Genomic DNA, 24125 nt, shown 5'->3' on the forward strand with positions numbered 1-24125 from the left:
CAAAATAACGTTACCCTCCAGCGCACACCCGAATCCAGGGACGTTCTCCATCCCATTCCAACTCAACTGGAATTTCATAAGTATGCATAATCAATTCTTTCGTTAAAACTTCTTTTTTCGGTCCAGCAGCTGCAATCTTGCCATCCCGAATCAATGCAACATGCGTAAAGAGGGGGACAATCTCCTCAATGTGATGAGTTACATAGACCACTGATAAGTCCCGCTTGCGAAGCCGATCAATCTCGACCAACATTTTTTCCCGTTCAAATAAATCCAACCCTGCACAAGGCTCATCCATAATCAACAGACGAGGTTCAGCCATCAGCGAGCGGGCCAGCATCACTTTTTTTCGTTCTCCTTGCGACAATGTGCCCAACGGGTGATGAATAAGATCGCCTAAATTCATACCTTCCAGCAGAGATACGGCTTTTTCTTTTGCCTCCGTCGGAATCTCCTGATAAAAACGTAAAAAAGCATACGCACCTGTAGCCACTACTTCCCAAACGGGATCTTTTAGCGCCAGCTTTTCCAGTAATGTCTGGCTAATGTATCCGATCTGCTTGCGAACTTCCCGCACATCACATTGACCATACGTATGCCCAAGCACCTCAACTGTGCCACGACTTGGAAACATATACCCTGTCATCATTTCCAACAATGTTGTTTTGCCGGAACCATTTCGACCCAAAATAGCCCAATGTTCACCATCTCGTATTTCCAGGCTTACATCGTCCAAGATACGTCTTTCTTCGCGCTGTAATGTAATGTTTTTCATGGATATCATTCCATCACGCTCCTTATCCTGCTCAGCAAGTGTTCTACAGATTCCATTTTGTAGATGATTTCAGGATTTTTGTTTTCACCATTATATATAAGAAGCGCCGGGACGCTGGAAATCCGATACTCCTGCACTAGTTCAGGAATATAGTTAATATTGCTCTGTACCACTGTTCCTTCGGGAAGCAAATGCTCTGCTACCTCCAACATTCTACGGGCAGCCGCGCATGTCCCACACATGGGAGTGTATACAAACAAAGCCAGCTTGCATCCCTCCCATATGGCACGGCGTGCCTCCTTTTGTCCGACCTCTTTCATCGCTTGGACTCGCTTATGATCTCTTGCATACGCGCCTCAGGAATGGGTCCGTTATGCACAGTGACTCCCTCCGGCTTATTCGCATAAAGCAGTTCATACATGGCTTGCCGCCCCTGTGGACTGGAGGAATGCAAGTAAATTTCGCGCGGATATAATTGTTTACTTGCAATAGCAGCAGCTACATCCTTTCCCGTCGGTTGGCCTGGACCCAAATCATAATCTAACGACAGGATCGATATAGGGTATTCATGAAGCAGAAGCAGACACTCATCCGCGTCCCTTGCCAGCTTAAAACCTGGAGGACAAGGTCGATAATCGTCCATAAACAAATACATCAACTTCTCCTCCTTCTTCCCAAAAAGTAAGCTTACATAAGTCGCTTAGTACTATTATCCTCTGTACATTTTACTGCCAGCTTTGAATCATTTGAATATCCTCCTGATGTGTACCATCAGATCCCGCTTCACTCTCCAAAACGACGGGAATACCTCTTACAGCTTCTTGTTCTGTTATCCAGCGCATACCTTCAGTACCAATGTAACCTTGCCCCACGCGCGCATGTCTGTCTTTTTTTGAGCCGTACGGGTATTTGGAATCGTTCAAATGAACTCCGCAGAGCGCTGACCAATAGCCAAGACGATCTCCTTTTTCAAGCAATGCTTCGTCTATTCCACCGTTCCACAAACCTGCTGCATATGCATGACAAGTGTCCAGGCAAAATCCGATGCTGCCAGAATCTCGACACAGTTGGCGAATTTGGACCATTTCCTCCAGCGTAGTTCCCATAGGACCGTGATCCCCAGCTTGGTTTTCAATTAATATTTTAGCATTTCCCTGCCAGCCACCCAGCACATCATTAAGGCAGTTAATAATGTTATGATAGCCCTCCAGCGGGTCAGACGAATGCAGATGTCCAAAATGAACAACTATCCCCTTCGATCCACAGGCTTCAGCAATATCCAGATCATTGCGTAATGAAGTAACCATCAGGTCATAAAGTTCCTGACCCCGTTCGCGACCATGAGCTGGATTAACGGGATATGGCGAGTGAGCAATGGATTGAAGCTGGTACTCTGAACAGTAAGCTTTACAAGCAGCGGCATCTGTGGAGCTCCATTCCTTTAGCCTAAGACTACGAGGATTTTTCGGAAAATATTGAAATGAACGTCCTCCCTGCTCTCGCGCACGTATAGCAGCTTTGGAAAAGCCACCACGCGTACTCACGTGGGAGCCGATGAGCAATTTAGGCATCATGCTGCTGCACCGGGCAATAAAATGCTTTTTTTCCCGCCAGCTCGACTCTTACAATTTTCCCACCGCTTGGAGATTCTTCTCCTTCACGGTCATACACTCGACACTGATGATCAAAGCCACCTGTTAGTGTGTCTCCCTCCATCAGAGGCATTTCAATATAACCGCCCTCCGCAGTAGCTTCACGAAGTACGGATTGAGTAGCATGATATAGCTTTTCCACTTTTTCAGGAGACTGTACAATGTTTTGTATCTTGGAACCCGGGGTAAATCCGGCGATATAAGCAATTTCGTCCGAATAGCAATTGCCGATCCCCGAAAAGATCTGCTGATTGACCAGTGTTGTTTTCAAAATTCCGCGTCGTCCTTTTAGACGTGCTGTAAAATTCTCCAATGTCATCCGGCGATCTAACGGATCAGGTCCCAGATCTGACAGAGCTTCATCTGTTTCTTTAGCCGTCAGCAAATGGAGATAGCCTAAGCGCAGTCCGATAAAATAAAGCTTCATTCCACTGAAATTCAATTCGATCTGAACTGTACGGTTTGGACGTTGCTCCTCCGTTCCCAGATACAATAATCCTCCCAACATCAGATGAAGTACCAACCGTTTACCCGTGTTTAAATGAAAAATCAATTGCTTGCCCCGACGCTCTAAATATACAACAGTCGCACCCAGCAATTGTTTTTTAAAGGTTTCTACTTCAGAATTAATGGACTTTTCACGGGTAACCGTCACTTCAGTAATCGGGATGTCCAAAATTTGTTTTGATAATAAGATTCTGTAGTTTTCCATTTCGGGAAGTTCCGGCATATCAACATCTTTCCTTTCGTAGCTACATAGCTTTTAATTCTCACACATTTCTAAGACATATATTTTTATGACTTTAGCTCTTCTTTCATCCATCCCTGCAGTTCTTCCAAATTTTCAAACATCAGGTCAGGTTTCACTCCAACGGCACGAATATGTTCATCCAAATTAGCGCGGGTCGTCACGCCCGAAAGAATCAAAACTGTCTTGCAACCTGCTGCTGCACCTGCCGCAATATCTGTAAGCATATTATCGCCCACAACCAGAGCTTCATCCGCTCTAATGTTCAAGCGATTCAGTGCATAATTCATTAGCACACTTGAAGGCTTGCCAATGACGACCGGTTTGACCTGTGACGCAGCTTCAATAGCAGCTCCAATTGTACCTGCACCTGGTGTAAGTCCGTCATCCGAAGGCAATTGTAGATCCGGATTTGTCAAAATGAATGTAGCGCCTTCCCGAATCCAACGCATGGCAGCTGCCAGCGTTTCATATGTAAATTGACGATCAATCCCCTGTACCACATAATCAGGATGGTCTTGAACAAGCTGCAAGCCAGCTCCCATGAGTGCCTCGCGTAATCCCGTTTCACCAATACAATATACATGAGCTCCAGGACTTTGCTGGGCAACATATTGTGCAGCTGCTAACGCCGAAGTGTATACTTCATGACTAACTGCTTCAATTCCCATACGAACCAAATGCTCGGCTACCGATTCGGGTGTGCGCGAAGCATTGTTTGTGACATATGCATAAGGTATCTGCTCCGAACGCAATCGGGAAATGAACAGATCCGCACCCTTGATCATCCGCTTCCCATGATAAAGTGTTCCATCCAGATCAATTAGTAACGATTTTATTGCAATCCCCTCCCCCACTTCAATTTCATCATAACATTGAACATAATTAATTCACTCCATGAATGGTACTCTCCCTTTTTATTTAACCACCTGAAATACTTAGATCATTAAATAGAGGTCCTTTCCACTCATCTCATCTATCTTAAGTCAAACATGCATATGAAGTCCATGAATTGCTGGTAAACCATCCAAAATAGCGTCATTCCTCGCTAAAAGCCGTCGGTCTCACATTACATAAGATCATTTCTTCGTCGAATTCCATCGAAGATGCCACGTCTTCAAAGGAAATTTCCTGTATTTCCTGAGTAAACTCAAGCAACTAAATCCTTTAAATTCGATATATAGAAACTCAAATATGACACGCCTCCATATGTGGTAGAACAATTTCGTCTTCCCTACTCTCTTACCGTCTCACCTCTTGTCGCATTCTGCGCTTTCCCGGAAAATAATTTCTGGTGAAAAAGAAAAGCACCGGAGCAAGCCCCGGCACCTTTGCACATATCGTATCTCCAATCGTTTATTGACCGGTATCGGCTATCGGTAACAATACATGCTGCTCCGCAAGCGATGAATTGGGAAATAGGCTTCTTGCTTCCTCCAGCAAAGGCTGAAGCTGCTCCTGATCTTTATACCTAGAACTAAAATGCGTCATAATTAACTGGCTTGCACCTGCGGCTTTTGCAGCTTCCGCTGCCTGGAGTGCCGTACTATGATGATACTCATACGCCGTATCCGCCAGATCATGCAGAAAAGTGGCTTCATGAACGACGACAGTTGCATCTCGTGCCAGCAGTACTGTATTTGGACAAGGTCTGGTGTCACCTAAAATAGTGATGATACGCCCTTTTTTAGGTGAACCCAATACATCCTGAGGATGCAGAATAACTCCGCCCTCTACTTCCACGCTTTCTCCACGCTTTAATTTACCATACACCGGGCCAGGCTTGATCCCATATCGCTCCAGCAGTTCTTGGTTAAGCTTACCGGGCTTATCCATTTCTATAATACGGTAACCATAGCTGTCAATCCGATGATCCAGCAATGCTGATTCCACCCGAAATTGCCCGTCATCGAACAGAACTCCGCCCGTGTGCTCGACAATATGCAGTTGATAATTGATACGAGATTGGCTGATCCCTAAAGATAGCTCGATATATTGCTGGAGCCCAGGCGGTCCATAAACCGTCAGAGGTGCCGTGCCTCCCTGATATGCCCTGCTCGATAAAAGGCCCGGCAGACCAAAAAGATGATCCCCATGCAAATGAGTGATAAATATTTTTTCAAGTCTGCTCAGCTTGAGCGGCGAACGCAATACTTCCTGTTGAGTGCCTTCGCCGCAGTCAAACAACCACATGCTTCTACGCTCCTCTAATAAACGAAGAGCAATGGATGTTACATTTCGCTGAATTGTAGGTACCCCTGCATTCGTACCGAGAAAATATAATTCCATGACATTTACCTTCTTCCTGCTGACCAGCAAAAAACCTCCGAAGCTCGGAGGGTATTTGCTATCCCATCTGATAGAGGTGTTAAACCTTTTAAACCTTTTCGACGTTAAAATACTGCGCCTGAGGGTGGCTGAACACCATGGCTGATACTGAAGCCTCCGGTTCCATCATAAACCCTTCCGTTAGCTCAATGCCAATGTCCTCAGGTTTTAACAATTGGAACAACGGTCCCTGATCCTCCAGATCCGGGCATGCCGGATAGCCAAAGGATACCCGTATCCCTTGATATCTGGCGCCGTGCCGCTGCTTCATCGTCATATCGGCGGGGTCCGGGAAACCCCAGCTATCTCTAATTATGTGGTGAAGCCGTTCTGCCAGCCCTTCTGCCACTTCGAGCGCTACCGCTTGAAGTACATGTGAGCGCAGGTAATCCCCTTTGTCTTTCCACTGGGTAGATAGCTGCTGAATACCATGGCCAGCGGTAACAACCATGAAACCTACATAGTCCATAACCCCTGATTCCACTGGTTTCAAAAAATCAGCCAGACATAGATAAGGCTCTACCTGCTGACGCGGAAACGTAAATGTGTGCAGTACCTTGCTCACATCCGACGGATCATAGATCAGAATTTGGTCTCCTTGGGATTGTGCTGGAAAGAAACGATACATAGCATGCGCTTGAATGATTCCGTCTGTCACAGCCTCAAACATAATGCTATCCACAGTTTCCTTCAACTGAATCGCTTTCGGGTCCCCCGAAGCTAGCAGTTGCTCAACATTCCCTTTTAAACCAAGATGATGCCCCATCAGCATCTGCATATTCACATAAGGCAGAATATAATTCAACGGATAGTTACGCAATACGTGGCGATCCGTATCCGGTGGAATATACACAGGCAAATCCTGAGCAATGCTAGAGCGTACAGCCCGAGTAAGCTTAGGGAGCGGCTTGGTTTCCACAACTGTTGCCGCTTCGGCCTCACGCTCAGCCTTCATTTCCTCAGCCATTTTTTTACGGGATTCAGGGTCCATAAGCTTATTGGCAATATCCAGACCATCCATAGCATCTTTTGCGTAAGCAACTAGTCCATCATACTCAGGACGAATACGATTTTTAGTGAACTTGCGCGTTAAGGCAGCTCCACCAACCATTATTGGAATATCAATGTTCGCATTTTTCAAATCCTGTGCGGTTAGCACCATTTGTTGTGCCGATTTAACTAGCAAACCGGATAGTCCGATCATATCAGCCTTTTCTTCACGATAAGCCTCAATGATGCGTTCTGGTGGTACTTTTATACCCAGATTTACAATATGGTAACCATTGTTGGATAGAATAATCTCCACCAGATTTTTACCTATATCATGCACATCACCTTTGACCGTAGCCAACAAAATCTTACCTTTTACCGAGGATTCATTTTTCTCCATGAACGGCTCTAAATAGGCAACTGATGCTTTCATTACTTCAGCGCTTTGCAGAACCTCCGCAACGATCAGCTCATTATTGTTAAAGAGCCGCCCTACTTCTTCCATTCCCTTCATCAGCGGTCCGTTAATAATCTCCAGGGAAGAATATTTGGCGAGCGCTTGCTCCAGATCCGGGATCAGTCCTTCCTTACTTCCCTCCACGACATAGGAAGCCAGTCGTTCTTCGAGCGAAAGGTTTGATATCTTCTCTTTTTTCTCCACTTTCTTGTTACGGAAAGCTGCTACAAATGCAGATAACGTATCGTCATTTGTATTATAGATCAGATCTTCTGCCAATTTCCGTTCATGCTCAGGGATAGATGCATAGCGTTCAAGCTTCTCTGTATTTACAATCGCATAATCCAATCCTGCTTTGGTGCATTCGTATAAATAGACAGAATTAAGTACTTCACGACCCGCTTCCGGTAAACCAAAGGATACGTTACTGATGCCCAATATGGTATGAACCCCGGGGAGAGCTTCTTTAATGATACGTATGCCCTCAATCGTTTCCTTCGCGGAACCAATATATTGCTCATCCCCTGTTCCTACCGGAAATACGAGCGTATCAAAAATGATATCCTCTGCTGCCAGACCATAACGGTTCACCAACAGGTCATAAGAACGTTTGGCCACCTCAAGCTTATCCTCACGCGCAATTGCCTGTCCGCGTTCATCAATCGTTCCGACAACAACAGCAGCACCATATTTATGAATAATAGGGGCCATTTTCTCAAATTTCTCTTCACCATCCTCCAAGTTAATGGAGTTAATAATGGCCTTACCTTGCGAATACTGAAGAGCTTTATCGATAACTTTAATATCCGTGGTATCAATCACCAACGGTACTTTCACTTTGTTTACGACCAGTTTCAAAAATGCTTCCATATCTATCATCTCATCGCGATCCGGATCTTGCACACAAATATCAATGACATGTGCACCGCTTTTTACCTGAGCGCGAGCAATTTCAGACGCCTCTTCATATTTGCCTTCCACGATCAATCGTTTGAATTTACGGGAACCAAGAACATTCGTTCGCTCACCAACCATATATGGACGATTGTCCTGTTCAATATACACAGGCTCAATACCTGATACAGCGGGAGGATGATGACCTACGAGCTGACGAGGCTCGTACTGCGCCATACTTTCACTCATAACCCTTATATGCTCTGGTGTGGTACCGCAGCAGCCACCTGCGATATTCAACCAGCCTTTTTCAGCGAAAGCAGCCATTTTACGAGCTAATGAATCCGGCGATTCATGGTATTGACCATTTTCATCGGGCAGACCCGCATTTGGATAACAACTAATAGCTGCAGAGGACATTTCAGACAAAGAACGAATATGATCACGCATAAACTCTGGACCTGTAGCACAATTCAGTCCAATCGAGATTGGATTTAAGTGTTCGAGTGAGATGCAAAAGGATTCAATATTTTGTCCGGCCAACGTTGTTCCCATCGGCTCAATCGTGCCAGAAATCATTAACGGAAGCTCAATCCCTGTCTGCTCAAAAGCCTGACGAATTCCAATGCTTCCCGCTTTAACGTTCAGCGTATCCTGTGAAGTCTCCAATAGAAGAACATCTACCCCGCCTTCAATAAGCGCCAAAGCCTGCTCCTGATAGCTTTCAATCAACTCTGCAAATGTAACACCGCCTGTGACAGACAAGGTTTTCGTGGTTGGACCCATAGCTCCTACAACAAAACGAGGCTTGTCCGCAGTGCTGTATTTATCCACCGCGTTACGCGCCAGTTTGGCTGCCACCAGATTAATTTCACGGGCACGTTCTGGTATATCGTAATCCGCCAAAACAACGGACGTTGCTCCAAATGTATTCGTTTCAATCAGGTCTGCTCCGGCTTCCAAGTATGCTTCATGAATCCCTTGAATGACATCCGGTCTCGTTAAGACCAACATCTCGTTGCAGCCCTCGAGTTCTTCCCCACCAAAATCAGCGGGAGTAAGGTCCTCTTGCTGAATCATAGTGCCCATAGCACCATCAAGAAGCAGTATTCTTCGTTGTAACGCATCCTGCAAGCTAACTTTATCCAAAATTTCTTCACCCCCGCAAAACGTTAAATCCTAGTTTAGCAGAAACCGTATCATTTAGATAGATTGAAGTAAAAACATACGTTTTATACAGGCTGTTCTTTTCCATAAACGACTTGACTGATCTATTTTTAAAGTATGCATCGTTATAGACGAACGTCTTTAAACTGTATTTTTTAGTTATAGACGTTCCCCTTATCAATGTTTTAATCCTATATTGTACAACAGTTCAAGACATGGTATTCTTTATATAACATTAATCCAAGTGGAAAAGGGTGAATTATATATGGCAGAAATTTTAATACGTAACACGAATGAGCGAATTAGCGGTGAGGAAGAAGTACGTGAATTTTTGGAGAGTCACCAGGTATTGTATGAACACTGGGATGCTTCCAAGCTGTCAGGGGAACTGCAAGAAAACTTTACACTGACAGATGATCAAAAAGCCGCTGTTCTTAACACATTTGAATCCGAAATCAAGGATTTAGCCGCACGTCGCGGATATAAAATATGGGACGTTATCACCTTATCTGAAGCAACGCCGAATCTGGACGAGCTGCTGGCCAAGTTCGAGCAAATTCACACTCATACCGAGGATGAAATCCGTGCCATCGTTGCTGGTAAAGGGATTTTCATCATTAAAGGCTCTGAAGAGATCGGCTATTTTAATGTAGAGCTTTCACCAGGTGACGTTATTTCCGTACCTGAAAATACTCCGCACTTCTTCACTTTAATGGGAAATCAAAAGATCGTCGCAGTCCGCTTGTTCATCGAAGAAAATGGCTGGATTGCCGAACCATTCGAAGATCCAACATTCATTAAAGCTTAATCATAATTTAGGGTGCGCATAAGAAAACTCCCTCTGCTCTGTATCATATCGAGCGAAGGGAGTTTCTTGATATCTTTTTGAAGACTGTGGATTTCTCACTTTAGCGATTGAATAATTCCGTGCAATTCAGACAAATGCTTGATTTGGAACTTAGGCTTAATCTCGGTGCTATTGGTTTTAGCGTTCCGATTCACCCACACCGAATGTACACCGGCTGCCAAAGCTCCTTGAATATCAGTCGTCAGCTTATCTCCTACCATTAGAGCTTGTTCAGGTTCAATACCTAAAAGTCCCAAGGCATGCTCAAATATCGAAGGATCAGGTTTGCCCCGACCAAATGAACCTGAAATGACAATATGATCAAAAAAAGGAGCCAATTGAGGAACCCCATCCAGTTTCTCCTGTTGTAGATCAGGGGAACCATTTGTCAGCAATAACAACTTGTATTGCCCCTTCAATTGTTCCAGTATCTCAAACGTTTCTTCATATACATGTGGACGTGCACGTCTTTCCGAAGCAAATTGGGTAGCTAGCTTTTGCGCCAGCTCCTCATTATCTATCCCCAACTGCTGAAGCCCTCTGCGCCATGATTCCTTTCGATATACAGGAGCCAACTGTTCCAGTTGACGGAATTCAGGTTGCTCACCTGCTGTAAAATTCGCCCACAGTCCTTCAAACGGATTAATACCAATCATTTGAGTAAAACTAAAGGTTTCATAGGACTCATACAAAGCGCGCGCTTCCTTGCGAACAGCTTCTTCCAGAGTTTTGGGATCAGTACCTGTTTCTCGGTAGCCTGTTTGGCACGCTGCATCAAATGCTTCTTCTACACTACGTTCATCCCACAGAAGGGTGTCATCAAGATCAAACATTATCGCCTGAATCGTCATATGAATTATCCACTCTCTTTCCACTGTATATGTAGGTCTGTCTGTTTGGTCACGTATCAGATCATTATGTGCGCATATTAAGCAAGTGGCCGCACCATGTTATATAAAAAAATAACATCATACGGCCTTACTTACAGCTACAGGCTAAATCCGTTATTTCTTTTCTACCTGTATCTGATTGGATAGTGCAAACTTTTCAAGGCGTTCTGCAATGGCATCCGTGTCATAGCGTCCCAGTGATTTTGTGAAGATAAAATTACCGCCCTTGCCTTTTCTTTCAACGGTAACGTAGCCCTTTTCAATTTTGATCGCTTTCATGTCCCCTGCTGTCATCGGGCGTTCTCTACCACCTTTTAACATATAAAGGGTGTCTTTTCCTACCTTTAAATAAGGACGACGAATGAAGAAGATCACAGCCAGCATCAAATACAAGCCAAATACAAGCCAATCCATTCCCCGCATGCCGGTCTTAGTCAAAAAGTAACTCATAAGCATGTACAATACGGCAAGACCAGCCAGCATGATTGGTACAGTAATATTACGGCCACGGAAAATGTCCATTGCTGAACCTGCACCATTAATGGTTTGAATGCCTTGTTTCTTGCGTATTTTATTTAAATGTGCTGTGTTTTTACGTACTTTTCTTTCAAATGATCGGGCCATCTCTCAATTCCCTTCCCATAAATATTACATGAAAACAATTGCCTTAAAGCTGATCTATATAGATACCAGGAAAGATACCTAAAACAAAAGGCAAATGATGCAGGCTTCAGCGACCTTAATGCTTCAGCCCGCCATTTCCCTTCGACGTATCATCGTCCACAAATTCAATGGTTTCAAGCTGCTGCCGAAAATTACGACGAATGTTGCCTAAATAAATTTCCCGAAGATTGGCGCGCTCTGTGGTTTCCTCTTCCGTCAATCCTTCGGCTTTCGCTTTGCGCGCTAATTCATTAATGCGCTGTACCAAGCTGTCTATATCCAAATTGTGTCCCCTCCATAAAAGCAAAGATATAATACACTTTGACATGTAGAAAAGAGCTTGTCAAGGCTCCCGCATGGCGCTCCCTGACAAGCTCTATAGTCTGTAAATCAGAAGTGTGGAAGCTTAAGTACCTGACCTGCCTGTACTCCTCCACCTTCCAAACCGTTAATACGCACGATTCCTTCAATATATACCCGTGTATCCATTCGTTCCGGCTTGTGATTCACTGCAATCTCCCATAATGTATCTCCAGGTTGTACGGTTAGCTTAATCACTTCTTCCTTAGAAACGGAAGGAGCTGCAAAAACCGTAAGTACACCTGCCCCTGCAACCCAAACGACAATGACAAGTACAAGAAGCTTAAGTAAAAGAGTATTGGTATATATCTGTAACAAACGCAACTTCCCCTCTTTTCGGGTCACCTGTAAATCTTCTAAATTCATCGAGAAAATACTTTGATAAGTGCTATATTTCATAATTGGCCACGTCCTCCAAACGTTTGTTCTTATGTTTTTCACAATATAACACGAACGTTTGTTTTGTTCAATAGAAAAGAGAACAAAAGTTCGTAAATATTTTTAGGGATTATTTAGAACTTATGTTTGTACGAACGGAGGTTCTATGCTATAATTTTCCCAAACGTTACTAAATGGGGTTGATACGGTATGTCTAAGATTTCGAGCCGCCAGCAGGCCATTCTTGAATTTATCCGCAATGAAGTGCGTCTAAAGGGATACCCCCCTTCTGTACGCGAAATAGGCGAGGCAGTCGGATTGGCCTCCAGTTCTACAGTTCACGGTCATTTGGATCGTCTGGAGAAAAAAGGACTCATTCGCCGCGATCCTACGAAGCCACGGGCTATTGAATTACTCGGTCAAGACGAGTCGGATAACAGCAACTTGATTAATTACTCCATTAGTCGTGTTCCCGTCGTCGGCAAAGTAACCGCTGGTCTTCCTATTACGGCGACAGAAAATATTGAAGATTACTTTCCTCTTCCCCAACACTTTGTTGGTGAGGATAAAATATTCATGTTATCTGTTGTAGGCGAAAGCATGATTGAAGCTGGTATTGCTAACGGAGACTATGTAATCGTACGTCAGCAGCAGACCGCTGATAACGGAGACATTGTTGTAGCTATGACAGATGAAGACGAAGCTACAGTTAAAACCTTTTACAAAGAAAAAGACCATATCCGGCTTCAACCTGAAAATCCAGCCTTTGAACCACTTCGCCTGACACACGTCAGCATATTGGGCAAGGTTATTGGACTCTTCCGGGACTTCCACTGATTTATCGTGCTTTCTTCCCCGTTATACTACTAACAATATAAAACCGGCCACCTAGGTGAGCCGGTTTTATATTGTTAGTATCTTTATTATGTATGCGTCTAACAGTTAATCTTTCCTTTTTGGTAACTTACATTGTTCCACTATAATATCCGCCCCATTATTCGAGACAGTTCCGTCTGCTCTTTTCTGTTCCTTTCATAAGCTAATCATATGGAAATTTGACTCATGTGAACCCACTGTATCCTTCCTAATATAACGTAAAGGTGGGAAGGCGAACGCAGGCAAGCATGAGCTTTTTTATTAAACACTTAGATACATAGGTACTAGCTTCTTTTCGTCTTTAGTAGATTTATGCTGATACATTTCTAGCACAATTGACATATGTATAAAGCAGACCTAAAGCAAAGGAGATGTGCAGATGATCAGAAATAGAGTTAAAACGTATAAGCATCGCATCGGAAAAAACAGATATCTGGTCGTTAAAGTTTTTCAAGCGGCAGCTGCGAGAACTGGAAGCGGAAATGCCCTCGCAACCAATGCATTGAATATCAAAATTTCCAAGCGTAAGCATAGACATCACTAAGATTCTACCACACCTTCATTCTTTGAAGGGAGGTGATAATATGAGCAGAAGACACTCCAACCGTGAATTAAGAAGAAGAAGATTAAACATCCGTTCCAATCAAAGAGCCACTGCGCGTGCAAGAGGTAACGCACTGGCTGTTAATCTGTTTAGCGTGAATGATAGACAACGTAGACGTTAATAATCCTTTACAAGCAACAAGCAGGAAGAATTCTTCCTGCTTGTTTTGTGTTAAATGATACATCAGAGTACCCGTCCTATATTGTTACTGTAAATACAGCTAACCTTAAAGATGCTGGAACTGACCCAATATCTCGATTACACGGTATGGTACGAACGGAGATTATGTTACTGTTTCATTTGCAGATCCTAACCGTCGGCTCGGCGATGTTTACTTACACTCACATTAGGAACTTTCTAATATTTAATTATAGCTGATCCTGCTTTAACCCACTCTTTGGATTCTAATAGAATCCAACCATATACATGGTGAATCAGAGTCAATTTTTTGCTTTATCTGAGAAAGATTTTCATAGTTGCTGGAACCGTAAGGAGTCTTATTGTTTATCCTCATCATTAAACATACGGCTTAATGATTGTCAAAGTAAGGGGAGCTTTGTCTGACATAAAAAATACACTTTCAGGTAGATTTCATTGTTCTCTCTCTCTCTATTAGCTCAATAATTGCTTTAGAAAGTGACGATATTGTTTGTGAATGTTTACATGGCGTTCATTTCTTTAAGATTATGTTCCGCTCCGGTGGTCGAATCCGTTAAATTGCTTAAGCAATTGGATGAATTCATGGAGCTCTTCATCTTTCCAGTTCAAAATTCGTTCATAGAAAACCGACTCTTTCTCCTTAAGTGCATCAATTAATTTTTGCTGTCCATGCTCGGTAAGAGACAACACAACTCCCCGTCCATCACTTTGGGATGTCTCTCTGTTCAAATATCCCAAAGACTGGAGCTGTTTGACAAGACGACTCACTGAACTTCGATCCATCGCAGTTGATTCCGCTAAAGTCGCAGCGTTCGTTGGGCCATAAGAATACAGCCAACGAACAATATGGAAGGCGGCAGGTTGTAAGGAGGAATCAAATTTCGCAGCAGCTCTGACATTCAGGGCATGTGAAGCACTGATGAGTGCGTTAAGCTGTTCCCCTAACTCAATCTCCAATTTCGCCCTCGGTTCATCTTTGACTTTATTATATTTCATCCTCAATCACCTTCCTCTCGATCAAAAAATCATCAGCACAAATTTGATTGACATATATCAACTAAATTATTATAGTGGACATATGTCAATCAAATATGCTAACTCACCGGATTGACTGCTCCAATAAATTGTAACACATGAAGGAGAAATGACGATGTCCAAAAGTGCTGTTGTTGTCATAACAGGCGCCACGAGTGGCCTTGGACAGCTAGTCGCAATTGAATTGGGAAGACGTGGTTGCTTTGATCTTGTTTTGACTGCCAGGAGTAAGGAACGTGCTGAAGCTACAAGAAAAAAGATTGAGCTGGTTAACGCGTCAGCAAAAGTTGACTTTTTTTATGGAGATTTATCAGTACTGAAGGATGTTCAACGTATCGGGAGTGAAATAACCGCCGCATACCCTAAAATTGATGTGCTGTTAAACAATGCGGGAATCCATGCTTTTGAGCAACGCATTACCTCTGAGGGATTACCCGAAATGATAGCCATAAATTATTTATCGCCGTGGCTGTTAACTTATACGCTAAAACCGTGCCTTCAGAACGTAGGTAAGGCCAGAGTTGTCAATGTTGCCTCCGAAGCTTCACGCCGTCACGGAGTTTTAAAGCTCCCTGAGGATTTAACAGATACAACTCCCTTTAATGCTCGGGGCTCATCCCCCATTTATGGTAAAACCAAATTATTGAATATTATGTTCACTGCTGAACTGGCAAAACGGTGGTCGGATACGGGAATCAGTGTAAATGCACTAAATCCAGGATTCAATGTTAGCGGTTTGGGACGAGAACTTTGGTTTGCCCCTCTATTGGAACGATTGCTGAAGTTTTTCCGCCTTGGGGATCCGCGAAGAGGAGCAGATATCATCACCCGATTGATTGTAGAGCCGGAATATCATAAAAAAACAGGTGGATACTTTAACGTCAGAACCGGGAAATCTATTAAACCAGTGTTACCTGGCAGTGATCCTCAGATGCAGCAAAAACTATGGAAAGCCACAGAAGAATTACTAGAACAAAAGGGATTCCTTCCATAAACAAAAAAGACTCATACCAGATACCCAGCAGAGTCCTCCTATTCTATATTCAACCAACTAATGTGCCAAAAGAGTATCACCGATCCAACCGGATTACTTGCTTAATACGGAATATGGGATATGCATCGTGAAAACGCCGTGTTTAACATTTCTTGGTTATAAATCAAATGCTTACTATTTTGACCTAGCACCCAGTTGGCAAAACCTAAGGCTCTGCTGTAACTATTATAATCGTAGGGATTAATCTTGAACCCTAGAATGTCCAGCATAATCTGATTCTCTTCATCTGATAATTCCAAGCCTAACTTGCTAAACTGTCTTTGACGAATTCTCCGCGCGGTAGCATCCTGTATAGCTCTATGCTGATTGGATACTTGTCCATTATGTTGACGATAATACAATACGTTTATGGGCAGGTTCGCCATTTGTACCTGGAAAGCTAATCGGTTCCACAGCTCGTAGTCTTCGGCATGGAGATAATTGCTATCATATTGAACACCAAGCCGATGGATCATGCTAGTACGCATTATTATGGCGGGATGGCAGATACAACAATGAAATAGCAACCATGTTTTAATTTCTTCATGACTGGCCGGATTTACTTTCATTGTTCCCCCACTTGACGTAGTAAAAGCAGCTCCACATACATCAACCAATGGATTTTGATCCATAAATGCTATTTGTATAGCTAGTCGATCTGGCGTAGATATATCATCGCTATCCATACGAACGATATATTCACCATTAGCCTTCTTTAATCCTTCATTTAGAGAAGCGACCAATCCTCGATTGGTTTTATGAAAGATTTTTATCACCCTAGGATCTGTTATTTGTGAGATAAGAAAGGTAGATCCATCTGTCGAACCATCATCAATAACAATTAATTCAAAATCCGAATAGGTTTGAACCAAAATACTGTGTATTGCTTCCAAGACAAAATCCACATTATTATAAACAGGCAGTATGACTGAAGCACGTGGCACAATACTCCCTCCATTTCATATTTTAAAAATGGAATCAGTAACAAAGAGACAAAACAACCTCCCTGCTTTTGGATAGCTGTTCCTTCTATATCCCTCATGTTCTAAGGTATGTTCTAAAATACTTTTCGAAGCGGCTTCTCGGTAATATACTATGCCCTTTTAAGTATTTAGCTGGAATTTATTTTCCTTTTCTTTTATATGATGAGATGTATCGAAGTATCGTATAAAACAAAATAGGTTCACTAGTCGCATCAAAGATTGGTTTGAATATTCAAGCTACAGAATCTAGTTAAATAATAATATTCCAAATTACGTTGACAAAATAAGTTATAAATTTGTACAATTAGGAAAAAGTTTGGTTTCAATTCCAACCTTCTTTGTAAACAAACATAGTGTACATAGCAGTAAAGTTATTTAGCGATTAGTATAATCGCTCTTTTTTTTCCTTTCCTTTTGCAAATGAGATCGTATTCCATTTATGGTAAGGAGATAGAATGATGGAACAAAATATAACATCTGTCGAACACTACACTCCAATTTTGATTGTTGGTACGGGGATCTCGGGACTCACCGTTGCTTATTATTTATCAAAAAATAATATCAAATATACGATCACAACAAAAAAGAACGCCCCTAAACAAAGCAACTCTTTTCTCGCAGCCGCAAATACACGCGTTCCATCAGAGAATGATATTAATAATATTATTAATCTTACGATTGATAAATGTGGAGCAGATCGATCTGTTATTGAAACGCTTTATAGAAACTCCAACACAATTATAAATTTTTTTGAGGAATTAGGGATTTCGTATGAGAAAACATCATTTGGTATCATGCCTGAATGTATGATTAAATCACAGGGAGGAAAAAAATTAATTAATGGTTTGTTACAACATATTGAACAACCACTGTGTAATAAAATTTTGATTCATTTGGAAAAGTATGCACATGGAATTATCGCATTATTTTATGACATACAATTAGATCAATTCATCAGAATATATACTAATTATTTGGTATTAGCTACAGGAGGATATGCGGCGCAATTTAGTTACAATGATAATTCACCGGGTTCGACTGGAGAAACGCTAATTTTAGCTAAAAAAATAGGTGCAAGATTAAAGGGAATGTCTACAGTAATGTGTCATCCTTGGTCCATATACAATGGAAGACAAATTTTATTGGGCGGAGTGGTATCTTTAAGTCAAGGGAAAATAGTAGATGAGGAAGGAATTCAATTATTAAAAGATAAGTATATTTGCGATGCTATCGCTCAAGATGATTACCATGAAATGATTGACGAAATTTTACATTTTCAACTAGAATGCATCAAGCAAAAAAAGGATATGTACTTGGATATGAGCCATGCTAATGAAAATTTATTGAATGAAAGATTCAAAAAATATGGATTTAGCACTAATGTGGTTAAAAATAAAAGGATCAAAATTACACCAACGATGCATTATTCTTCAGGAGGAATCGAAATCAATGCTAATGGTGAAGCTATAAACTTAAATCGTGTTTTTGCTACAGGGGAAGCTCAATTCAATGGTGACCTTGGGATGGGAAGAATCCCTGGGCAAGCATTCGCATCAGGTATCGTTTTTGGTAAATTAATAGCTGACAAAATAGCTAATGAAGGTGTCTTCAATACGCAATACCCGTTTTCATTTAAAGCTCCGCCTGAAACTATGCAGCTGTACTCAATAGAAGATAATGACTTTCCAATTGAAGAATTTCAGAAAGAGTTGTCCACTCTAATGGTAGATCTGCTCGCTCCCAATTCATCTATAGCTTCGCTGACACTCCATAAAAGAAAAATACAAAAAAGTCAGAACATGATATTAGGTAGAGCAAGAGGATCAGGAAAACGATATGAGGATATTTTAACACTATTTTTTGGACATTCTGTCGCATTAGAAATTATAGAAGATCTTGAAGTAAAGGCATGCGTTAAAGGTTAATAAACCTGGCAATGAGACATTCTCGTTTCTGCAAAGCCAATAAGCGCAAACTACTATGGCATGCATCCATATGTATAGCTATGACTCTGTGACCGGCATTCAGTTAACCAAGAAAATCCAATCAGCCAAATCCAATAGGTGTTAACTTCTTATTTGAAGATTTTAGTGAAGATTAAACTAACTAGAAAATTAGTAATGGAAAATTGACTCACGTTACATCACGTGTTGGTATGACTTTAGCCAATAACTGAATAAACACGTTTTCTAGGGTTCCGCAATCGCAAGATTGGTCTGGTCCGAGAGAAGACGCACAGCCAAGTGGCTGTGGCACGGAGGGATAAAAGCCTGGAGAGATAAACGCATTGTGCGTTTTATTTCCCAGGCTTTTATCTTTTTTATGGCTAATTTTTTATTACGTAGTTTAAGGAGGAACGTGTTATGAACAAAACGTGGATTTCAATCATTGTGGCAGCTATATTCGAAGTTGCTTGGATCACGTTGCTGTTATTAGAGTGATTGGACTGAAAATGCTTAGTAAGAAGAAAGAAGAGGTGAAAGAAGTAAGAATTGGGTGTATTTGATTTTTGCAGGCATTTTGAAAGACTTTCACTTCGCTCCTACTTTTTCATAGAGGTAATTTTGTCCAAACCATACTACCACGTACTTCATATACTATAAAAAACAAATAGAGGGGTGTTGTTTTCATGGCTTTTACAACAGGCATTATTACAAATACAGGAACTGTCTCCTCTGCAACAAATCTTGCAATTAACATCGGCAATGATAATCTTAGTTTTTCATCCAACGTTGTGTATCATATCTACGTATGGAACAGTACGGTGAGTAAGGCACTGGTTTATGCAAGTTCACTGAATATCAATGCCAACACGAGTCAACTTCTTAATTTCAACATTGCAGGTAATTTTGCTTACGAAGTTCAGTTTCTCGTAACAGGAACGGTTCCGACAGATACAGTCATTACTGTATTTGGGACGGACTCATCTGGAAACGTAATTCCTTACCAAAAAGTATTACAACAAGACCTCACCCAAATCGCACAACTCAACCCATAAAAAAATTTCCATTATCCTTTAACAAAAGGAGAAGTCATCATGGTAAATGTACAAATCTCACCAAGTACTAGTAGCCAATTTGAGCCCTCCATCGCCGTAAACTGGTTAAATCCCTCTGTTATGGTGGTGGTTGCTGTAGATTTAAGAACAGGACCAGCGGCTATTGGCTTGTACAGGTCAATCGATGCAGGTGCGACATGGAGCACAACGATACTCCCAACACCAGCCGGGTTCGCTAGCATCGAGTCCCCACATGTTGATTATATCTTCCCCAATTCCTTTGTCGTGGCGGCCCATGCCTTTGATTCAGACGGCCTCAGCGGTACAGTCGTCACTTATACGTCCATAGATAACGCATCTTCGTTCGGACCGCCTGTTATTGTTAACCAGGGATATGGACAATTCGTCAATGACGATCAAGTAATTGTTACCACTGATAAAGCCGGCTCCAGCCCGTTTTTTGGAAACATTTATACTGGTTATACACACGACTACAACACGCAATTTATACCCGGAAATACGATATTCTTCAATCGTTCCATTGATGGAGGAAATACGTACTCGGCTCCATCCCTTCTCTCTTCAGTTAACGAATTTGAAGAATTCCCCGGGATGGCTATCACATTAAATGGAATTCTTATCATAGGATGGATTACCCAGCCCCCCGATATAAGTGAATTTAACACTCGTACATCACAAGATGGTGGAACAGCCTTTGGAATTGAAACCCGAGTTACGCCCGTCGTTGTCCCACCTTCCCCGCTACCAGGATACCAGTTCAGGTGCCTGACATACCCTGTCATGGGAGGCGACATCTCGAATGCACCAACGACGCGAGGAAATGTCTACGCTGTATGGCAAGACTTTCGGCAAGGCTATTCGGATATATTCCTCTCTGTCTCGACTAACTTTGGCGTCGATTGGGGTCCGCCTCAACCCATTACAAACAGTCCGGCGGGATCGCAGAACTTTTTTCCGGCCATTACAGTTTCTCCATCAGATGGGGCAGTTTTCGTTTCCTATTACACCAATCGAGTCAATGCGCCTAATCTTGACGTTTTTCTGGCTACCTCCAGAGATGGCGGAAATACATTTACCAACACTCGCATAACGACCACTTCAATCAGTGTGGCAGGGCTAACCTTGATCGGAGACTACATTGGCAATGCCGTTGTCCCGCAGACAGACCGTCTTGTAACGGTTTGGACAGACACCCGAACCGGAACTGAAAACATTTGGTTTGACGATAACCAATAAACCCTAAGATCTCAAATTTTGAAACAAAGTGAATTAAAAACACCTTACCAGCCGAAGCCAATAAGGTGTTAGTTAAATGAAGAGAGAGCATCCAACCGCTATCTTAAGAAAGTTAAATCCAACACGATTTAAGGATGATAACCAAGAGGATATAGAGCACCAAGATTGCCGTTGTAGAAGTCCACGCACCGCAAATAGCTGGACCTGCGCATCCACTCATAGCTTTAGCCCTCCTTTATTTGTCGTCACTTTAATATATGTGTAAATACACTCTGTGACCGGGCGTTTAGGTAAATAGAAAAATCCCCGCCCACCGTTATGAACTGACCCCAAAACGTTAAACACAGACAGACTTAGGCTGCTACAGAGGACTGAATGCGTTATTCTACGGGCGGACAGTCCTCTGAGCTTTTGTTTGGTTCTTCGATAGTTGTAATAGTATATATATTGATGTAGTTCTTGAATGAAATGTTCAATGGATTCAAATTCTTGTATGTAAAGAAGTTCCTTCTTTAAGATTCCAAAGAAATTCTCTATCACGGAGTTATCCAGGCAGTTCCCTCGGCGTGACACACTTTGCGTGACTCCTCTCTCAGAGAGCATATACCGATAGCGCTTTTGTTGATATTGCCACCATTGATCAGAGTGCAGAATGAAATTGTGTTGCTTCTCTGGTAGCTTCTGTCTTATGATTGATTGGAGTCATTTTGCGAATCTCTCTGGTCATGATTCGGTATCCTGCTCGACATTTTAATTCATCATTAAATAAACGCCTCATTTCTGTTTTCACATCGGCGTACTTATCAGGCTTGTTCTACTTTTTCACATGATAATAGTAAGTGCTTCGAGGAATGCCTGCAATGTTGACAAGCTCTTTCACGTTAAATTCATGCCTTAGCTCGTAAATCACATGAGCTTTGTCATCGTTTGTAATGAGTTTTTTTTCTGCACTAAGGCATTCATTTTTTTTAGGTACGTAACCTCCATACGAAGGCGTCGGTTTTCCTTATTCAGCTCGTCTATAACACTTTCATTTGCCTCCAATTCTTTCTGTGGCTCTTTATTAGCTGTACGTCTACTTTTTCACAGGAGCTTTATAACTCAAATGGTTCTCATGCATATCTTCTAATATGTACTGCTTTTGTTCTCCAGTAAAAGTTCTGTGCCATACTTACGTGCTGCTTCATTCTCAGACAGCGCCCCTCAAGTACAACTATAGCAACTTTAATTCATATTTCTTCGCTGTATTTAACCATAAAGTAAAATCCGCCCCCTTTCTTCTTAGCGGATTATACCAAGTGTTTAAGATTTGGGGTGCGGTTCAGTTAAGGTTGCAGGGATTGGCCTTGCTTACGTTTGAGCCCTCCAACTCACATCCTTTAGTTGAATAACCTGACTATGTGACTGAACATATGTGACTGAACAGTCACAGTAACAATAAACAAAAACTAGCTGCAATGATTAAAGTACTATTTTTTAGTATTTTAATCATTTATTATAAAAAGAGGACATGGATATTAATAGTAAAATAATCTTTCTCTTTGCCCTACACTAACTAAACTTTCATACTTTATAAAAGTTCTAACGTCTGCAAATTGTTTAAACTGCTCAAATAATTTTATGCATCTAATGAAAAAGGATTCTTTGTTATTGGCTAATGATTTAGATAACACGTCTAGCAGGTATTTGAAGCCATAAGAGTAATTGCCTCTGTTCAAGTAGTATTTAGCAAGTTCATATTTAAAACATGTTGTTTGCTCTGGTACTACCTGATGAGTATACATATCCGATGATGGCTGTTGTACAAAAGAATCAATAATCATTTCAAACCGTTTAAGTATATCATTGACGTCTAACTGAAATCGGTTAGCAGCTATCATAACGTTCAATAGCTTCGAAAGTTTCTCACTTTCCATAGTATGTGCTGTTTCAGCTATGTATTCAACATAATCTGGAAGCACACTTATATCTCCTGACAGGAGCTTATTAACATAAATATTGCATCTCGCCCAATCCTGATACAATTTAACCCAATAAAGGGTATTGGCATCAGTTTCTTTGACCCAATCCAAGTCTGCGTAGGCATATGTATATTGTAGAGCTTGCTGGTAATCGCCTTGGGCATCACAGACACTTGCACACAGCAGGTCAGCATAGGCAATATATACAAACATAGGGCGACTCAACTTTCTGGTAGCCTCATCGTATTCTCGACTCTTGTATTGGTGTTTCATTGAATATTGGATTTCCGCTTTAGCTCTCATTTTGCGAGCAACTTCATCAACCTTGTCCCATTTTCGTAAAGACCTGTACACGTTTGCCAAATCCTTCAATGCGTCAAGCTGGTCTATTTCATTCAAACGCTCAACATAAGGCTCAAACAGTGTTGCTACCCTTAGGTTACGACTTTGATCGTCACCAATCTGGATCGTGAACATGCGATACTGACAAATCGCCAAACGTTCAGAGTGCTGATATTTCTCCACTTCTGCCACGTTTTCATAGAGTATCAGCGCGGCATCATGCCGTCCCTGTGCCAATAATTCCTCTGCAATGTCAAATAGCTTGGGCGAATACAGTAAATTATCCATGATGACTCCCACCACTCGACGGATCACACCAAGCTTGCCCAACTCCGCACAGCGATATAAAAATGGCTCAATTCGCCTCATATTCGGAGGATGGTCGATGATGTAGTTTTCTACGAACAAGTCGTAAAAGTAGCCTTCTGGTAAACCCATGGCCTCAGTAATTCGATCCAGTTGGTTAACAGACAAAGGCTTGTTTCCTGTCACGATAGCACTTACTGCTCCCCTATTCATATCCGCAATATGACCAAATTGTGTTAAACTCAAACCCTTTTGTTGTAGATATCTGTCTAATTCAGATCGAATCGTAGGTGTATGCTTCATTCCATAGCCACCCTTCGAATAAAAATTCCATAATTTTTAAAAACACACTTCATTTTTCACCATAATTGCCCCATATGTCAATATATTATGCAATTAATATAATTAATTAATTTTTCTCA

Annotated in this window: 24 protein-coding genes, 2 pseudogenes and 1 riboswitch; of the genes and pseudogenes, 8 read left to right on the forward strand and 18 right to left on the reverse strand. The window is 41.9% G+C overall.

Annotated elements, in window-relative coordinates:
- Positions 1 to 10: 10 nt before the first annotated feature.
- From FKV70_RS04160 to metH, 8 genes are all read right to left on the reverse strand, one after another.
- Positions 11 to 784 (reverse strand): ABC transporter ATP-binding protein, encoded by a 774-nt coding sequence (locus FKV70_RS04160; protein WP_142611921.1) that lies wholly within the window; start codon positions 782 to 784, stop codon positions 11 to 13.
- Positions 781 to 1095 (reverse strand): thioredoxin family protein, encoded by a 315-nt coding sequence (locus tag FKV70_RS04165; protein ID WP_142611922.1) that lies wholly within the window; start codon positions 1093 to 1095, stop codon positions 781 to 783. Before FKV70_RS04165 ends, FKV70_RS04160 begins: the two co-directional genes overlap by 4 nt.
- Positions 1092 to 1430, reverse strand: a complete 339-nt coding sequence (locus tag FKV70_RS04170; RefSeq protein ID WP_063212621.1) for a cyclic-phosphate processing receiver domain-containing protein — start codon at positions 1428 to 1430, stop codon at positions 1092 to 1094. Before FKV70_RS04170 ends, FKV70_RS04165 begins: the two co-directional genes overlap by 4 nt.
- A 70-nt stretch (positions 1431 to 1500) precedes the next feature.
- A complete protein-coding gene (locus FKV70_RS04175; protein ID WP_196771842.1) occupies positions 1501 to 2349 on the reverse strand; it encodes a deoxyribonuclease IV in 849 nt (282 codons plus the stop codon).
- Positions 2339 to 3157 (reverse strand): Fpg/Nei family DNA glycosylase, encoded by an 819-nt coding sequence (locus FKV70_RS04180; RefSeq protein WP_142611923.1) that lies wholly within the window; start codon positions 3155 to 3157, stop codon positions 2339 to 2341. The genes FKV70_RS04175 and FKV70_RS04180 overlap by 11 nt, the downstream gene beginning before the upstream one ends.
- 65 nt (positions 3158 to 3222) lie before the next feature.
- Positions 3223 to 4032 (reverse strand): TIGR01457 family HAD-type hydrolase, encoded by an 810-nt coding sequence (locus tag FKV70_RS04185; protein ID WP_142611924.1) that lies wholly within the window; start codon positions 4030 to 4032, stop codon positions 3223 to 3225.
- Between the two features lie 499 nt (positions 4033 to 4531).
- Positions 4532 to 5464 carry a ribonuclease Z gene (gene rnz / locus FKV70_RS04190; protein ID WP_142611925.1) on the reverse strand — a complete coding sequence of 311 codons (933 nt, stop codon included), beginning with the start codon at positions 5462 to 5464 and terminating at the stop codon, positions 4532 to 4534.
- Positions 5465 to 5552: 88 nt separating this feature from the next.
- Positions 5553 to 8993, reverse strand: a complete 3441-nt coding sequence (gene metH, locus FKV70_RS04195) for a methionine synthase (protein WP_142611926.1) — start codon at positions 8991 to 8993, stop codon at positions 5553 to 5555.
- Between the two features lie 283 nt (positions 8994 to 9276).
- On the opposite strand from metH, the gene FKV70_RS04200 reads away from it, so the two are divergent.
- The gene (locus tag FKV70_RS04200; protein ID WP_142611927.1) at positions 9277 to 9819 is read left to right on the forward strand and encodes a 1,2-dihydroxy-3-keto-5-methylthiopentene dioxygenase; all 543 of its coding nucleotides are present in this window, start codon (positions 9277 to 9279) and stop codon (positions 9817 to 9819) included.
- Between the two features lie 95 nt (positions 9820 to 9914).
- On the opposite strand, the gene FKV70_RS04205 is transcribed toward FKV70_RS04200, so the two are convergent.
- The 4 genes from FKV70_RS04205 to FKV70_RS04220 all read right to left on the reverse strand — a co-directional run bounded on the left by FKV70_RS04205 (position 9915) and on the right by FKV70_RS04220 (position 12170).
- Complete coding sequence (locus FKV70_RS04205) at positions 9915 to 10709, reverse strand: HAD family hydrolase (RefSeq protein WP_196771847.1); 795 nt, start codon at positions 10707 to 10709, stop codon at positions 9915 to 9917.
- Between the two features lie 153 nt (positions 10710 to 10862).
- Positions 10863 to 11372 (reverse strand): hypothetical protein, encoded by a 510-nt coding sequence (locus FKV70_RS04210; RefSeq protein WP_142611929.1) that lies wholly within the window; start codon positions 11370 to 11372, stop codon positions 10863 to 10865.
- Positions 11373 to 11487: 115 nt separating this feature from the next.
- Positions 11488 to 11694 carry a DUF896 domain-containing protein gene (locus tag FKV70_RS04215; protein ID WP_016821948.1) on the reverse strand — a complete coding sequence of 69 codons (207 nt, stop codon included), beginning with the start codon at positions 11692 to 11694 and terminating at the stop codon, positions 11488 to 11490.
- Positions 11695 to 11801: 107 nt separating this feature from the next.
- A complete protein-coding gene (locus FKV70_RS04220; protein ID WP_142611930.1) occupies positions 11802 to 12170 on the reverse strand; it encodes a LysM peptidoglycan-binding domain-containing protein in 369 nt (122 codons plus the stop codon).
- Between the two features lie 189 nt (positions 12171 to 12359).
- Between FKV70_RS04220 and lexA the strand changes: the two genes are divergently transcribed.
- From lexA to FKV70_RS26030, 3 genes are all read left to right on the forward strand, one after another.
- Positions 12360 to 12986 (forward strand): transcriptional repressor LexA, encoded by a 627-nt coding sequence (gene lexA / locus FKV70_RS04225; RefSeq protein ID WP_063212612.1) that lies wholly within the window; start codon positions 12360 to 12362, stop codon positions 12984 to 12986.
- A 418-nt stretch (positions 12987 to 13404) separates the two neighbouring features.
- Positions 13405 to 13569: a hypothetical protein gene (locus tag FKV70_RS26025; RefSeq protein WP_167669708.1), complete on the forward strand. Its 165-nt coding sequence runs from the start codon at positions 13405 to 13407 to the stop codon at positions 13567 to 13569.
- A gap of 40 nt (positions 13570 to 13609) precedes the next feature.
- The gene (locus FKV70_RS26030; protein WP_167347010.1) at positions 13610 to 13750 is read left to right on the forward strand and encodes a hypothetical protein; all 141 of its coding nucleotides are present in this window, start codon (positions 13610 to 13612) and stop codon (positions 13748 to 13750) included.
- A 563-nt stretch (positions 13751 to 14313) separates the two neighbouring features.
- Here FKV70_RS26030 and FKV70_RS04230 read toward each other — a convergent pair.
- Positions 14314 to 14784, reverse strand: coding sequence for a MarR family winged helix-turn-helix transcriptional regulator (locus FKV70_RS04230; RefSeq protein ID WP_063212611.1), 471 nt, complete (start codon positions 14782 to 14784; stop codon positions 14314 to 14316).
- 154 nt (positions 14785 to 14938) lie between these two features.
- On the opposite strand from FKV70_RS04230, the gene FKV70_RS04235 reads away from it, so the two are divergent.
- Positions 14939 to 15817, forward strand: coding sequence for an SDR family NAD(P)-dependent oxidoreductase (locus FKV70_RS04235; RefSeq protein WP_142611931.1), 879 nt, complete (start codon positions 14939 to 14941; stop codon positions 15815 to 15817).
- A 101-nt stretch (positions 15818 to 15918) separates the two neighbouring features.
- Here FKV70_RS04235 and FKV70_RS04240 read toward each other — a convergent pair whose 3' ends face one another.
- A complete protein-coding gene (locus FKV70_RS04240) occupies positions 15919 to 16800 on the reverse strand; it encodes a glycosyltransferase family 2 protein (RefSeq protein WP_142611932.1) in 882 nt (293 codons plus the stop codon).
- Between the two features lie 494 nt (positions 16801 to 17294).
- On the opposite strand from FKV70_RS04240, the gene FKV70_RS04245 reads away from it, so the two are divergent.
- The 3 genes from FKV70_RS04245 to FKV70_RS04255 all read left to right on the forward strand — a co-directional run bounded on the left by FKV70_RS04245 (position 17295) and on the right by FKV70_RS04255 (position 21094).
- A complete protein-coding gene (locus FKV70_RS04245; RefSeq protein ID WP_244310653.1) occupies positions 17295 to 18764 on the forward strand; it encodes an FAD-binding protein in 1470 nt (489 codons plus the stop codon).
- A 253-nt stretch (positions 18765 to 19017) separates the two neighbouring features.
- Positions 19018 to 19119, forward strand: a riboswitch (guanidine-I (ykkC/yxkD leader).
- A 349-nt stretch (positions 19120 to 19468) separates the two neighbouring features.
- Positions 19469 to 19837 (forward strand): hypothetical protein, encoded by a 369-nt coding sequence (locus FKV70_RS04250; RefSeq protein WP_142611934.1) that lies wholly within the window; start codon positions 19469 to 19471, stop codon positions 19835 to 19837.
- Between the two features lie 39 nt (positions 19838 to 19876).
- On the forward strand, positions 19877 to 21094 hold the full coding sequence (locus tag FKV70_RS04255) for a sialidase family protein (RefSeq protein ID WP_142611935.1): 1218 nt from the start codon (positions 19877 to 19879) through the stop codon (positions 21092 to 21094).
- A gap of 112 nt (positions 21095 to 21206) precedes the next feature.
- Here FKV70_RS04255 and FKV70_RS26430 read toward each other — a convergent pair whose 3' ends face one another.
- The 4 genes and pseudogenes from FKV70_RS26430 to FKV70_RS04265 form a co-directional block, all read right to left on the reverse strand.
- Positions 21207 to 21314: a YjcZ family sporulation protein gene (locus FKV70_RS26430; protein WP_231116802.1), complete on the reverse strand. Its 108-nt coding sequence runs from the start codon at positions 21312 to 21314 to the stop codon at positions 21207 to 21209.
- Positions 21315 to 21490: 176 nt separating this feature from the next.
- Positions 21491 to 21748: pseudogene (locus FKV70_RS27060) on the reverse strand (transposase); the annotation flags it as partial.
- A gap of 163 nt (positions 21749 to 21911) precedes the next feature.
- Positions 21912 to 22108: pseudogene (locus tag FKV70_RS27065) on the reverse strand (IS3 family transposase); the annotation flags it as partial.
- A gap of 503 nt (positions 22109 to 22611) precedes the next feature.
- Entirely contained in the window at positions 22612 to 24006 is a 1395-nt protein-coding gene (locus tag FKV70_RS04265; protein ID WP_142611936.1) for a helix-turn-helix domain-containing protein, read from the reverse strand.
- Positions 24007 to 24125 lie beyond the last annotated feature (119 nt).

The organism is Paenibacillus ottowii, assembly GCF_006874425.1.
Lineage (GTDB): Bacteria > Bacillota > Bacilli > Paenibacillales > Paenibacillaceae > Paenibacillus > Paenibacillus ottowii.